Raw genomic sequence first — 14650 nt, forward strand, 5'->3', positions numbered from 1 at the left:
ATTGGCTCCTACATCGGTTTAAATCGTTACCTGCTCCTTACAATCATAGCTTGCAAAATCATGGTGGATGTGTGTTATCTCCCTACAACCGGCGTTGCCGGTGAAGTCCGTTCCGCTTGCCGCACATCGGGGACGGTTGTTCCCGAGTCGAGTTCCGTTTGAATCTGTTGAATCAGATTGTTGATTCCCGGCAGGGGTTGAGTATGAATCTGGGGATTGCTGATCGTGCCCCCCACATACATTTGCATGAACTGCTCGCCCGTGCGGTCGATGAAATTCTTGACCATCGGGAGCTTTGCGTTGTTCTGTCCTAGGACGCCATGGAAGGCGAGATTCAATTGCTGATCGAAGTTGGTCGTGCCCGTGCCATACAGACTGACGGCATCGCCGATGAAATCGAGCTGGCTTAGATTGACGTGCCGGCCATCGATTTGGAACTTCATTTCACAGCGGTTGAACGCCGTGGTATCGGACGTGCCGTTGCGCAACAATTTCAAGAGTCCGACCAGCACCGGCAATTCATAGATATTGGCGTCGGTGACTTTTACTTCGCCGTTGCCTTTGAGCGAATGCTGCGAGCGACCTTCGCCGTAGATGCTCAAACTCGCACCGAGCTTGCCCGTGAAGGCCTGCTGGCTGTGAAAGCGCTCGACCATCAGCCGCGCGAGATTAACGCCCGTCACCGTGGCATCGGTTCGGTACTTAGGAAGTTCCTCGAAGCTGACCCAGGTATCGCCCGTGAGGGTGCCATCGTAGACACGGGCCGTCATGTGCCGAATAGGAAGGCCCTGTTTTTCACAGGCCCATTGGCCGAGCAAACATCTTGACGCATCGACCCACAGGGGGCCGCGTACCTCAGTGAATTGAGTGTCCTGAAAGGTGAGCGTGTCGATATCCAGTTCGCCAAAGGTTTCGCAACGCGCGCCGTCGTTAAAGCCAATCAGCCGGACCGAGCCGTGAATGTTGTGAAGATCGATGCCCGCTTGAATATCGGTCTGATGGCAATCGAGCTGGACGTCCCATTCCGATGTCACGGTCTGCAGCGGATCGGCGGGCTTGGAGAATTTGAGATTGCCGTTGTTGATGGCAAAGTTGTTGCCAGTCGGGCGGAGTTGGTCGACGATCCGCTGCAAACTTTGGGGAAGTGCTTCGAGGAGATCGCGCTTTGCCGCCAGGCGATCGGCGGTCATGTTTTCAAACTGAACATACCAACTGCCATCGGGACGGAACTCGCCACCGCCGTTGGCGTGGATTGTCGTGCGGCTGTGCGTGGCGCTGAGATTCGTCATCGTCACTTGGCCATCTTGATAGGTGAACGAGCCATCAATGATGTTCATTTGATAGGGGAAGAAACGTGGCTCGACGCTGGTGGAATCAGGCCGTGGGGTCATCGCCACGCGAATCGATGGCTTGGGTAATCCCGTGGAATGAAAAATTTCGGCGACGAGATCAACTCGCCCGCGCGGTCGAATTTCGGTCCAAGCCTTCTGCACAGAATCAGGAAGTGCGTGCTGAAGATCGTCATCGAGCGGAATTTCCTTACACACGAATTGCAGCGACAACTCATTGCCGTTGTCGGTTGGGAGTAGTGAGCCCTCACAAGCAATGTTTCGGGAACCGCCTGAAACCAAATCGCGGAATTGCCAACGATTGTCTTCCGAGAGAATGACTCCTCGGATGCCGCTCAAGGGATAAGGAAACTTTTCGTAATTGACGCGGCAGTTGACCAATTCCAATCGCATCGATGAATAGGGCTTTAACTGGCCTGGGAGCGTGCGGTCAATTCGCCAACGGACGTTGAATCGTCCTTCGGGATGAAGTGAACTGATGACCTGCCGCGCTTTTTCAGGAAGGGCCGCGATCATGCGGTCTTCGATTTCGACATTGCTGCCAGTGACCTCGACCCAAAAGAGCGCGCCCGGTTGGGGGTTAAAGACTTGCCCCGAGAATCGCAAGGGTTGCCCGCCGCCGTAACCGACAAGGTCGATCGTGACGACCGCCGGTTCGTTCGCGGTCTTGGGAACGTAGCCTAGCGTGCCGGAACCGTTATTGACTCGATAAGGAAACTTGTCGGACTCGAATTCCAAATTGCGACCGGTAAGCATCGCTTGTGGTCGCCACTCGTATCCGTCGAACGTGACTTGGAGATCGGCATCGACCACGCCGGTTGGTTTGTACTTCATCCATTGTTCTTGGAGGGCGGGGGGCAGCGATTCGTAGACTTTCTGGTCGAGCGAAAAGTTCTCCGCCCGGGCAGACATGCTCATCGGGGCGCTCGCTTGCCAGCCACGGCGTTCTAATTGCAACGCCAAGCCGCTCGACCCGCAGTTGCAGCGCAGGCCATCGATGAATGTGGATTCGCCTTGCAGGCGGATTTCACAGGAGAGGTCTGTGAGAGCGCGTGGGAGCCGTGGATGTTTGAACCGTCCGTCCTCGAGGGCGAATTTCGCTTCCACTTGGGGGCGAGTCGTTGAATTGAGTTGATAGCTCGCCGAGAATTCGCCGTTGAGCGTGCCTTGGAGTTCAACTTGCGCGAGTTGCGGACCGCCGAAGGCTTGGGCCCAGGAAAACAACTCTTTGGTAAGTTTCAGTTTGGTGAACTTGCCGGTCCCACTTATTGATTGTTCGGCTAAGTTGCAAATCGCGTTGAATTCGGCCTCTTCAAAGTGCGGCCCGCCGAGAGTGCCATGCACTTCGCAAATCGCAATGGCTGGGCGCGCTTGCATGGCTCCATCAGTTGGAGCATTGTGAGCTTTGGCTTGGATGGTCAGATTTACATCGTGCAGCGCAATCGGCACGGCTTGAGGATTCTTACGGTCGATCAGCGTGATGCGGGCATCTTCGATGAGGATTTGTGGCGGTGAATCGCCACATTGCGGTGGTGGCCAGAGCGAACCAAGATTGAAGCTGCCATCGGATTCGCGCGAAATCCAGACTTGAGGATGACGCACGATCACACGGCGAATCGCCGGTCGGCCTTTCATCAGTTGTGTGAGTTGCACGTCGCAATCGAGCATCATCTCGTCGACGACCAGCAGATTGCTTTGCAAGCGATTGGCGGATGTTTCGGATATCACCAGATCGTGAATCGCGATGCCGCGGTCTTCCACAAGCCGTGCCGCTCCGACGCTCACATTCAAATGTGGAAACTGCTTGGCCAGCGTTTGTTGAACTTGGCGGCAGATCTCATGATCCATGCGCGAGTAAAAATGAAACCCGACCGCCACCACGATCATCACCATGATGGCGATGCCGAGCTTAAAGAAGTACCAACAGGTGTTGATCAACCGGCAGAGGATGAGACGGGCCCTTGAATAACTGTCAGACGTGCGTGAGCGCACTCGCGCGAAAGCCTTCGTAGCTTTCCGTAGTTGCGCAGTTTGGGAGCGGAATAGTAGTTGGCCGTCAGAAAGGGGGTCAAGGCAATTTTGAGGCGGTGATAGCAGTGCTACGCCGCAGTGCATGCACCGAGTTAGCTAGCCTATACGACCCGTCGGACAACAAGCAGGTCATCTCGAATTTCACCACGCACATTGCCCGGCAGGTTGACGACTTGGCTCTTCGTGGAGGAAGTTGCTAGTTCTGCTAGCTGAGTCCACCAGACGTGGGTCATATCCTGCTCGGCCAAGCCGGCTTCGTGCCAAGCGAGTCGCAGGGCCTCAGCGATCAAGATCGCGGGCTGATCCGCAATTTCAGTGGTGCGGATAACAAACTCGCCGGGGAGAATTCGTTCGGCGCCAGAACTCAGAAGATGCCCAGCTTGCGTGGTGACGAATTCATCGAGCTCGCGGGCCTGATCGGCCAAGCGGAGAAATGTGTCATCCACTTGCGCGGCATATTCGCTCCGCAAAATAGGGAGCAATTCTTGGCGGATGCGATTCCGAGCGAACCTAAGGCTTGAATTGCTGCTGTCGGTACGAAAATCTTGGTTGAGGCCAGTGAGATAATCGATGATCTCAACACGAGTGCAATTGAGCAGAGGCCGCGCAAGCGTGAGCGCAGGGCTGAGCGGTCGGCGACGGCTCATACCCGATAAGCCTCGCAGGCCTGTGCCGCGTAATAAGCGGAACAACACCGTTTCCACTTGATCATCGGCCGTGTGGGCCGTGAAAAGATAACGGGCGCCGCGTGCTTCCGCCGCCTCAGTGAGTAATGTGTATCGTACATCACGTGCAGCGGCTTCCAGGCCATCGCCCTCCGCTTCTGCTCGTGCGGCCACATTGCCATTGAGAACTTCCAGTGGAATCGCGAGCGATTCGCACAGACGCAGGCACCAGGTGGCATCTTCATCGGATTCACCACCGCGCAAGTGATGATTCACATGCAGCGCGAAGAGTTCCCCTTTGCCACCCGCGGCTTGCTTGAGTTCGCTGGTTGCGCGGAGGAGAGCCACGCTGTCGGCGCCCCCGGAAAGGGCGACAGCAACATGTACGTCCCGCCAAGTTGAGGGGGGCAGACAGTCGTCAAACTTATTCAGGAGAGTTGTCACGGAAAACGGTTTCAATTGAATTTATGAGGCGAGTAGCTCGCGTGGGTGCAGCCGGCAAACTCATCGCCAGCTTACGCAAATCCTAAACTGTAACTTGGCTGGATTGGTGTAAAGGGTTGGCTGGGTTGCAGTTAATGAAGATTTTGTTATCATATCGCTCCAGCCCTCGGAGGCCTGATTTTTCGGACGAATTGCCTGAAATCTCACCACCGATGGCCCAATCGCACATGACTATAATATGCGTTTTGGACCGAGTGAGTTAGCAATGACCACCCGCCGAAGCATCGTGTGATTTGTGTCGTTTTTGAAGAGTGCTGTGAAGTACTCGATTGAAACTGGTTTTTTTGTTGTTCATTTGACATGCTCGAGTTCTGCCAGATTTTGCTGATCTGCTTGACCTTGGCCGGAGTAGGGTTGGGTGCCGTGTTGCTAACACGTGCATCGTTGACCCAGCTTGCCGGAGTGGGGAAGATCGCGCTCGAGGGTTGTGTGCGTTTGAACGCTTCTTGGCTCGACGAACTCGCCATGGCGTGGTCGTTAGTGTCCTGGAATTCGGTTCGACGTCCGCCCCCTTACGGAGAGGTTCTCTCTGGACAGGGTCTCTCTGGACCTGGCGTAGCACGGGCTGTCGGCGTTTCTTGGGGACCGGTTGTTGCAACCTCCCCGCCACTCGCTCCACGACGACTATAAAATTCGGCTTTATCGAGACTTTGGTTTTGGCTGCATCCCTTTGCTGCCGCTCTTCGTGAACTTCTCATCACACGCGAAGTGTTTGTCGCGAGATTTCGCAGCGGATGCTCTTCTTCGGCTCAGCCTCATTGGCTCAGTGAAGCACGGGGGCTCTGTGGAACACAGGGTTTCTGTGAAGCATAGGGCACTCTCTTGGTCTGGCGCAGGATTTCAATTTGAGGCAATTGAGGTTCGCCATGACAATCGTTTTTACATACTTTCCGCTGGCAGCTTTGCCCGACGGCATGCAATTGTTGGCATTGGCCGTCGCGGCCTTGATGGGCATGGGGCTCGTCAAGCTGCTCGACTATTTGCGCAAACGCGATGCCGATAAGGAAGCAGCTCAAATTATTGAGCGGGCAGAAATCGAAGCCAAGACTTTGCGCAAAGAAGCGGCCATCGAAGCCAAGGAGATGGCGCTTCAAGAAAAAGATCGCCTGGAACGCGAGAACACAGAGATGCGCAATTCTCTGCATGAGCGCGAACGGCATCTCGACAAGCAAGAAGACGCGCTCAATCAGCGTTCCGACCAGATGCTTAAGCAAGAAAAAATGGTCGAGAACAATCAACGCCGCCTGTCGGAGAAGATAGATGACGCCACCCGTCGGCAAAAAGAACTCGACGATTTGCTCACTCTCGAACGCCAAACCATGCATCAACTGAGCGGCTTGAGTCCCCAGGAAGCTGAGGAACGACTGCTCAAACGGTTGGAACAAGAGCTTGTTCGTGAGCAGGGGGCTTTGATTATCAAGCATGAACGCCAAATGGCGGAGACCGTGGATAAAAAAGCCAAAGAGATGCTCATTACGTCAGTGCAGCGTTTTGCCGCGGCACACACGGCCGAGGCGACCACCAGCACGGTTGATATTCCCAACGACGAAATGAAAGGACGGATTATCGGCCGTGAAGGCCGTAACATTCGTTCGCTGGAGAAGGCCACAGGGGTGGACGTTATTATCGACGACACTCCGGGGGTGGTGATCGTGAGTGCGTTTGATCCCGTGCGGCGTGAGATCGCGCGGATTTCGCTCAACAAGTTGATCGCCGACGGGCGGATTCATCCAACGCGGATCGAAGAACTCGTGGCCGAAACCGAAAAAGAGATCGATGCCGAGATTCGCAAACACGGCGAAGAGGCGATGCAGGAAGCGCAGATTTTTGGTTTGCATCAGCGCGTTGTCGAATTGCTGGGCCGTTTGCGATATCGCACGAGCTATAGCCAAAACGTGTTGCGGCATTCGATCGAAGTCGCGTTTATTGCCGGTATGCTCGCCGAAGAAATGGGCATGGATGGCGAGTTGGCTCGCCGAGCCGGTTTGCTCCACGACATCGGCAAAGCCGCCGATCACGACACCGAGGGCGGGCATCCCAAAATTGGTGCTGATTTGCTTAAACGGTACGGCGAGAATGCTGAAGTCGTTCATGCCGCGCTGGGGCATCACGACGATATTCGCCCCGACATGCCGTACACCGTGCTAGTCGCGGCGGCCGATGCGTGCAGTGCTTCGCGTCCCGGTGCTCGTCGCGAAACGCTCGACCGCTACATCAAGCGGATGCAAGAACTCGAATCAATCGCCACGAGCTTCCCGGGTGTGCGTCAGGCATTTGCCATTCAAGCTGGCCGTGAAGTGCGGGTCATCGCGAGTGCCACGGATACAACCGACGAATCGTCGGCCAAGATTTGCCGCGATATCGCCAAGGCGTTTGAAGAGCAATTGACCTATCCGGGCGAAATCAAAGTGACGCTGATTCGTGAAACTCGCGTGACCGAGATCGCACATTGATTTAAACACAAAGGCACAAAGATCACCAAGAAAACCTTAATACAATGTTTTGTTGGAAGCGATCGTCAATTTCAGTTATCTTTTACGAAATCTTGCCACTTGGTGGCTTTGTGGTGAAATTTTGGGAACTCCTTCGTGCGACTCCTTTTCATCGGCGATATTGTGGGAAGCCCGGGCCGTGAGATTGTCACGCGGTCGGTCCCCACGCTGATTGTCGAACAACAACTCGATCTGGTGATTGCCAACGCGGAGAATGCCGCGGGGGGGTCGGGGCTGACGCCGCAAATCTATAAGCAACTCACCAAGGCAGGGGTCGACGTGATCACGCTCGGCGATCACGTTTTCCGCCGTAAGGAAATCTTTGCGATACTCGATAGCGCCGCCGACGTCGTTCGTCCGGCCAATCTCCCCGCCGAAGCGCATGGCCGCGAGTGGACGGTTGTGACCGCTCGTGATGGGACGCAAGTGGGGGTCTGTTGTTTCCTCGGGCAACTCTTCATGAAGCCGATTGACAATCCCTGGCGGGCGGCGGACCGTGTGCTCGCTGCGATGCCGACCGAAGTGAAAGTCCGTTTTGTCGATTTTCACGTGGAAGCCACGAGCGAAGCGCAACTCATGGGACGGTATCTCGATGGACGTGTGTCGGCCGTGTTAGGAACGCACACGCACGTGCCAACCGCCGATGAATGCGTGTTGCCGGGCGGGACGGCGTTTCAATGTGATGTTGGCATGACTGGTCCCCACGACGGCATTCTGGGACGGCGCACCGATCGGGTGATGGAGACATTGCTGACGGCGAATCCCACGCAATTTGAAGTTTCAAATGGTGACGTGCGTCTCAACGGCACGATTGTCGACGTCGATCCTGGCACGGGGCTTGCTACTAAAATTGAGCGGTTCTGCGTGCGGGATGCGGTGTAATTCTCCCGGCCGGGACGACCGGCCTATATTTAACTCGGCCGGGACGGTCGGGCTATGTGAGATTGGTATGCGATTCAAAGTGAATTCCCAGCTTGAGTACGAGATCAGTCAACCTTCGACGTTGATCTTGAACATGCATGCGCAGCGGAGCCCTTCGCAAGCAATTCTCGAAGAGAAATTCACGATCGAGCCGCGCACGAAAGTTGAAGAGTTCACCACCGACGACCATTGCAATCGTTTCGTGCGGCTAGAGACGGGTCGGAAAAAGAAGTTGTCGATTACTTACGAAGCCATCGTCGATTGCGAGTATCAAGTCATCCCGCTCAGCAAGATCGATCAAACGCCGGTTGCGGAGATGGACCGCAAGGCGGTGCAATTTTTGTTTCCGAGCCGTTATTGCCAATCTGATCGCTTGGGGCGGCTGGCTTGGGATCTATTCGGCAAGATCGAGAATCCTTATGAAAAGGTGGTTGCGATCAGCGATTGGATCCACGACAACGTCGACTATGAATTGGGAAGCACAACTTCCGTTACGTCGGCGTTCGACACTGTGACGCAACGCGCAGGTGTCTGCCGCGATTTTGCCCATTTGGGAATCGCGCTCTGCCGGGCTCTGAACATCCCCGCGCGGTATTTCTCTGGCTATGCTTTTGAACTCGATCCGCCGGATTTTCATGCATGCTTCGAAGCGTATATCAGCGGGCACTGGTTTATCTTTGACGCCACGCGGCTAGCGCATTTGAACGGTTTGGTGCGGATCGGCAATGGCCGAGATGCCGCCGATGCAGCAGTAGCTAGCATCTTTGGTTTTGTTAAGTGCACCAGCATGCAAGTCAATTGCCAGTATGTCGGCGAAGGAAAATACATTCCCATCGACCGCAAACAAATTGGTCGCAAAGGCGTATCCTTAGAGCGGATCCAAGTTTGATTTGAGCACACCATGGCACGGCTGCGAATTCTGCATCGCACGGAATATCATTACACCCGACCCGTTGAACTGGGACGGCATCGATTGGTCGTGCGCCCGCGCGAAGGGCACGACCTGCGGGTTGAAAGCATGAGCCTCGAGATCGAGCCGGCTCACGAACTTGTCTGGTCGCGAGATGTGTTTGGCAATTCGGTGGCGATCGTCGACTTTCCTGAACCGGCAACGCTGCTCAAGATTGTGAGCGAGGTCGTCGTGTTTCGGACGACGCCGTTTCCCCACCAGCGACCACACGAACCGTGGCAAGTGGCTTATCCGGTGACTTACGATCCGCTGGAAATTACGTTCACCTCGGCTTATCTAGCGGCCTCGTATCCCGACGACGTGGAGGTGATTCGCGAATGGTTGGGGAAAGTGATTGCCGACCCAAACATCGAGGATGCCGAAGGGGTGGTGACGATGCTGGGCAAAGCGGTGCACGACCAAATTCACTATCAGCGCCGCAGCGAGAAAGGGGTGCAAGCGCCCGCGCAGACTTTGAAACTCGCCAGCGGATCCTGCCGGGATATGGCCACGTTAATGATGGATGCGGCTCGTGTGCTGGGAATCGCCGCGCGATTTGCGAGCGGCTATCTCGATTGCCCCGCGTCCGAGGCAGGCCGTGCATCGATGCACGCTTGGACGGAACTTTATTTACCCGAGTTGGGGTGGCGTGGGTTTGACCCCACGATTGGCGAACCGACGTCGCTCAAGCACGTGGTCACGGGGGTGAGCAATCATCCCCGCGGCGTGATGCCGGTGTCGGGGATGTTCGTCGGCGCGTCGTCGGATTATCGCGAGATGATCGTGCAAGTCACAACAGAAAAACTGCCGAGCGAATAAGGTCTTCGCCCGGCAGTTTTGCGAATTGATTCTTGAAGTGATCAACGGATTACGGATAGATATGGAAGTGGACGTGAGACCCACCGTAGCCTGGGAAGGGGCCCACACCACCGAACGGATCGTAGTAGCCACCGTAGCCTTGGCCCCAAACACTTTTGTCGGCCATATTCTGTTCGCTACGTTGGTTAGCGATTTGATCAGTTTCTTTGATCGATTGCTCTTCGGCTTCAGCCGCTTCGTTCTCATCGCGATTGATGTTGGCATAGTCCTTCTGCGTCTGGCTGTTCATAGACGAAGCACGATTCATGCCATATTGTCGGGCTTGGTTAAACGCGGCTTGTTGTTGGCGAATCGTATCTTCTTCGTGGTTGAACTTGAGCAGCCACAGCTTCATCTGCGCGGGCGACAGGTTCTCGAGCTCGGTCATGTATTGCTCTTTTTCTTCGGGAGTAATCTTGGCCGAGCGATCGCAGTATTCTTGCACCCATGCACGAGCACGCAGCATGGTGGGGCTGTTCCAAATTTGCTCCCGCTCGGCAGCGCTGGCGGGATCAGCCGTGCTGGTGATTTGAGGCAAACCAGTTGGCGCGGGGGTGGTATTCTGACCAATGGCCAGCGTCGCGACAGCCAACAGGACGAGCGTCACGCATGCAAGATTGGATAATAGGCGGTTCATGGTTTCATCTCCCTAGTGAAAGCAGGTCGGCTGCAGGTCTTTGACGCGGTTGTTTCCGCTTCAATAACATACCACGGAGTCTGGGAGACTTTAGAAGCTTTACCGAACAGGCTGTAGAACTTGTAACGATTATCTGGAGGTCTGCGCATTTTTGAACACAAAACCCCCGGCCATAAAAATATAGCCGGGGGCTCGTTAATTACCTCTTGCTAGGGCCTAACGGCCTGTCGCTCAGTCGCGGTCGCAGGTGTCGCCGCAATCGCAATTTTCGCAACTGCAATCTTCGCAGTTACAATTTTCGCAAGTGCCATCGGCGCAGTCGCACGATTCGCACGTGCAGTTTTCGCCACAGCAGCAGCTACCTTGGGCGGCGGTGTTCGCCGACACGGTGTTAAAACCGAGGACCGAGGCGCCGGCGACCAACGCGGTGGCCAGCAATTTGGTTGTAATAGACATGATCAATCTCCTGCGAGTCTGCTCGCATAGAAAGGAATTAATGAGAAAAACTGTCGCTGACTCGCCGCGGCGAGTCGGAATTCATGCCCAAGGTCAAAGACCTTGGCTACAGTTCATTAATTCAGCCAGACGCGATAAAGCGCGTGGAGACGCAGGGGAGGGTGGCCGGCGGGGCTTTCAAATCCCCGAGCCAAATAAGCTGTGGAAGCAATTGGTGGGATTGTTGGAGGCAACTCGGCAATCGTGGCCGGGGCGGACTGCTCTTGTTGCGTCGATTCCGATTGTTGAGGGGCAGGGGACGTCGGTGCCGGAGCTTCGGTGCAGCAGGGGCAACCTACATTGCAGACCGGAGCTGCAACGGTGTTAACATCAGCATGCCGGGCACAACAAGGTTTTTCGCTGCAGCACGACTTACTTGAAGATGTTCGTTCGCAACATTCGCCTTCCTGTTGGCAAGCACAAGGCTGCGTGGCCCACGCGGGGACAATCAACCCCACGGAGACGAGGGAGAGCAGCAAGGCTCGGAAGTAGGGCTTGGCGAAGATCATAGGTCGTCCGATTCGTCGTTCCACACATTAATTGTACGCGGGGAGAGCGGATCGTGTTCAGATCAGTTTTGGCCGGTCTCTGGCATTTATTCTAAAGCCTTGTCGGAAATGTCTTTGCGGCACCAGGCCCCGTCCCAGCGAATGCATTTAACAGTGGTATACGCCTGTAATTTGGCGGCAGAGATGCTACTTCCCAGGGCCGTGACACCCAGCACGCGCCCGCCGGTGGTGACGACTTGGCCATCCCGCATTTGCGTGCCCGCATGAAAAACCTTGGCGTCGGGCACTTTTGCCGCATCGGAAAGTCCGCGGATGACATGGCCTTTGGTGTAGCTGCCGGGATAACCTTCGCTGGCCATCACGACGCAGACCGCCGGGCGAGGATCCCACTTCAGGGGGGCCACTTCCGCCAGCCGACCGTCAGCAGTCGCTTCGAGCACGTCCACCAGATCGCTTTGTAAACGCATCATCAGCGGTTGGCACTCGGGATCGCCGAAGCGGACATTGTATTCGAGGACCTTGAGACCTTGCTTGGTGATCATCAATCCCGCGTAGAGAATGCCTTTGAAAGGACGGCGGATGCGCTTGAGTTGATGGATCGTGGGGATAAGCACTTTTTCTTCAACCGACCGCATCAGCTGGTCGGTGATCAGCGGTGTCGGGCTGTAAGCGCCCATGCCGCCGGTGTTCGGGCCTTTGTCGCCGTCGTGGGCCGGCTTGTGATCTTGCGCGGCGGGGAGAGTGATAATCGCTTGCCCGTCGGTGATCGCTAGGACACTCGCTTCTTGGCCCACGAGCCGGTCTTCGATGACGAGTTGGCTGCCAGCCTCGCCAAATTCTTGAGTGCCGGTGATCCGCTCGACCGCCGCGAGGGCCTCTTCGCGATTAGCACAAACGATGACTCCTTTTCCGGCGGCGAGGCCGTCTGCCTTTACCACCATTGGCAAGTCTTCACGATCGGCGAGAAAGGATCGCGCACTCTCGGCATCGCGAAACGTGCGAAAGTCGGCCGTGGGGACGTCGGCATTGCGGAGCAGGTTCTTGCAAAAGACTTTGCTCGCTTCGAGCTCGGCGGCCTGTTTGCTGGGGCCGAAGGTCCGAATCCCAGCTGCGACGAAAGTATCGGTGATCCCCGCCGCGAGGGGCGCTTCGGGCCCGATGACGGCCAGATCGATAGCATTCGCCTTGGCGAATTTTAAGAGCGCCGGGATGTCGGTGTCGGCGATTTCGACATTTTTGATCGGCGACGAAGTTTCGCTGGCCGTGCCGGCGTTGCCGGGAGCGACGAACACTTGCGCGACGCGCGGACTTTGGGCGATCTTCCACGCCAACGCGTGTTCCCGTCCGCCACCACCAACCACCAAAACTTTCATCGCTTGCCTCGTCGTTGCCGCCTGCTTTGCCTCGTGTTTCGTACCGCGAGATTTTACCGGAAATCGGTGGCGGAGGTAATCGGCGGAAATTGGCCGCGCCAGGGGGCAGCTTTCAGGTTTGCGAGGTTGGCCAGGTTTGCTTGGTTTGCAAGGCTCGAGCGCGGCAAACCTGAATTTTCGCGCGTGCGCCGGGGTCCCAATTTTCGCGCCGAAACTCTTGGGTTTTGTCACTTGGTCCTGTCGCAAGTGTTGAAAATTCAAGCCCTTGCGAAATTTGCACGTGCCAAAACGAGTCGATTTTTGGTCGAAACGTAGGACGAGCGCGTTCCAAAAGTAGACTCAATGCTTTCGATTGTCAAAGAACACTCGCCTTTGCGGCGAGCGTGTATTTTAACTAATTGGAGTGGCCAAATCTTGGAGATTTTTGGCCGCGTACAATTTCGAGGGTAGCAGTGATACTTCGTCCTGAAAACGCGCTGACTACCAGCAAGCTTCGCAGGACAAGTATCAGTGTCGCTTGCGACAAGAAGTGTTTCGTGTCGAACACCTCTTGTGCTGCGCACACCGACACTTGTCCGACACTATCAACTCGGATGGACAGTGTTTTACGGACAAAGTGTCGGTGCTACCCGATTCTTGAAATGTGCGTCACTGCTAATCAGACTCAGTGGAATGGTTAGACGAATTTACGATACCGAGCAACACGCACAATTCATTACATTTTCTTGTTACAAGCGCCGTCGACTACTTGAAGACGTGCAGATGCAGGAAATCGTGCTCCACACGATGGCTGAAAAGCTTCAGATGCATGAAGGCATTTGCTCAGGTTATGTCATCATGCCAGATCACGTGCATGCGATTGTCTGGTTTAGTGAGTCCGGGGTCTTAAGTCTGTTCATGAAGAGTTGGAAGCAGACGACCAGCCTTAAACTAAAAAAGTTGGCTCGCGGACTATTTCCTAACTATACAGAGATGTATTCGGCTAACGATCCATTCTGGCAGCCGAAATATTATCCCTTGAATCTGTTTGCCGAACGAAAGGCTACCGAGAAACTCGACTACATGCATAACAATCCCGTAAAGGCAGGCCTCGTGGAGCGTGCCATTGATTGGCCAGCAAGTTCTGCCAGATTCTATTTACTTGTGAACCTTCGATAGTTCCCGTCGAGTGGATATTTTAAGGAGCGATCTGGGTAGCACTGATACTTCGTCCTGAAAACGCGCTGAATACCGGCAGGCTTTGCAGGACAAGTATCAGTGTCGCTTGCGACAAGAAGTGTTTCGTGTTGAACACCTCTTGTGCTGCGCACACCGCCTCGAATCCGGTTGAGCTTTCACGTCGTCGGTCCAATTTGCGGATGTCGTGTCGGTGTTACCCGTTTCTCTACCGTCGAGATCCGACCTCACAGAGGTCAGCCACAGGTCCCGAGGCGTCTTTTACAGCGGCGATTGCTGCGCCTACTGGCAACCCACAGCCATTCTGTTAGAAAAGGCGGTTGACAATTTGATTGTCGGACCTTAACCTTACAAAGAGACATTGTGAAATTTGTCACAATGTTTATTGTGTAAATCTATCCCCACTCTAAGTTGTTTCTGGCAAAGACTTTCGGTCTCAAGCTTTGCTGGCAGCTCTTGGTCGCGGGGAAGTTGTTCTCCCGTCAGGCGCGGTGGCACTGGCGTACGGTTCGTAGAAATCAGCCCCGCCATCCCTGTGGATGAAACCTGGGATATTGAATTCCTATGGCTGACAAGAAAAAGATGTCGGTTGCCGACATGATTGCCGCGGCTCGCAAGACCGACGGTGGTGACGCGCCTGCTTCTGGCGAAGCAGCGCCGGCTGAATCGACCCCTCCCGCGGCTGAGGCCG

The 14650-nt window shown here is 55.3% G+C and carries 11 protein-coding genes; 5 read left to right on the forward strand and 6 right to left on the reverse strand.

The window, feature by feature from the left end:
- Positions 1-74 precede the first annotated feature (74 nt).
- Together AC6T8Q_RS08475 and tilS are read right to left on the reverse strand one after the other, a co-directional pair.
- On the reverse strand, positions 75-3341 hold the full coding sequence (locus tag AC6T8Q_RS08475) for a hypothetical protein (RefSeq protein WP_500678661.1): 3267 nt from the start codon (positions 3339-3341) through the stop codon (positions 75-77).
- Positions 3342-3481: 140 nt separating this feature from the next.
- On the reverse strand, positions 3482-4489 hold the full coding sequence (gene tilS / locus AC6T8Q_RS08480) for a tRNA lysidine(34) synthetase TilS (RefSeq protein WP_500678662.1): 1008 nt from the start codon (positions 4487-4489) through the stop codon (positions 3482-3484).
- A 926-nt stretch (positions 4490-5415) separates the two neighbouring features.
- On the opposite strand from tilS, the gene rny reads away from it, so the two are divergent.
- From rny to AC6T8Q_RS08500, 4 genes are all read left to right on the forward strand, one after another.
- Positions 5416-7002: a ribonuclease Y gene (gene rny, locus AC6T8Q_RS08485; RefSeq protein ID WP_500678663.1), complete on the forward strand. Its 1587-nt coding sequence runs from the start codon at positions 5416-5418 to the stop codon at positions 7000-7002.
- 135 nt (positions 7003-7137) lie between these two features.
- A complete protein-coding gene (locus AC6T8Q_RS08490) occupies positions 7138-7923 on the forward strand; it encodes a TIGR00282 family metallophosphoesterase (RefSeq protein WP_500678664.1) in 786 nt (261 codons plus the stop codon).
- A 67-nt stretch (positions 7924-7990) separates the two neighbouring features.
- Positions 7991-8851: a transglutaminase-like domain-containing protein gene (locus AC6T8Q_RS08495; RefSeq protein WP_500678665.1), complete on the forward strand. Its 861-nt coding sequence runs from the start codon at positions 7991-7993 to the stop codon at positions 8849-8851.
- A 12-nt stretch (positions 8852-8863) separates the two neighbouring features.
- The gene (locus AC6T8Q_RS08500) at positions 8864-9730 is read left to right on the forward strand and encodes a transglutaminase family protein (protein WP_500678666.1); all 867 of its coding nucleotides are present in this window, start codon (positions 8864-8866) and stop codon (positions 9728-9730) included.
- A 49-nt stretch (positions 9731-9779) separates the two neighbouring features.
- Here AC6T8Q_RS08500 and AC6T8Q_RS08505 read toward each other — a convergent pair whose 3' ends face one another.
- The 4 genes from AC6T8Q_RS08505 to purD all read right to left on the reverse strand — a co-directional run bounded on the left by AC6T8Q_RS08505 (position 9780) and on the right by purD (position 12783).
- Complete coding sequence (locus tag AC6T8Q_RS08505; protein ID WP_500678667.1) at positions 9780-10406, reverse strand: hypothetical protein; 627 nt, start codon at positions 10404-10406, stop codon at positions 9780-9782.
- Positions 10407-10637: 231 nt separating this feature from the next.
- Positions 10638-10862 carry a hypothetical protein gene (locus AC6T8Q_RS08510; protein WP_500678668.1) on the reverse strand — a complete coding sequence of 75 codons (225 nt, stop codon included), beginning with the start codon at positions 10860-10862 and terminating at the stop codon, positions 10638-10640.
- 116 nt (positions 10863-10978) lie between these two features.
- A complete protein-coding gene (locus AC6T8Q_RS08515) occupies positions 10979-11434 on the reverse strand; it encodes a hypothetical protein (RefSeq protein ID WP_500678669.1) in 456 nt (151 codons plus the stop codon).
- A 62-nt stretch (positions 11435-11496) separates the two neighbouring features.
- Positions 11497-12783, reverse strand: coding sequence for a phosphoribosylamine--glycine ligase (purD, locus tag AC6T8Q_RS08520; protein WP_500678670.1), 1287 nt, complete (start codon positions 12781-12783; stop codon positions 11497-11499).
- A 672-nt stretch (positions 12784-13455) separates the two neighbouring features.
- Here purD and AC6T8Q_RS08525 point away from each other — a divergent pair.
- A complete protein-coding gene (locus tag AC6T8Q_RS08525) occupies positions 13456-13941 on the forward strand; it encodes an REP-associated tyrosine transposase (protein ID WP_500678671.1) in 486 nt (161 codons plus the stop codon).
- Positions 13942-14650: the final 709 nt, after the last annotated feature.

The organism is Bythopirellula sp. (assembly GCF_041737835.1).
Lineage (GTDB): Bacteria > Planctomycetota > Planctomycetia > Pirellulales > Lacipirellulaceae > Bythopirellula.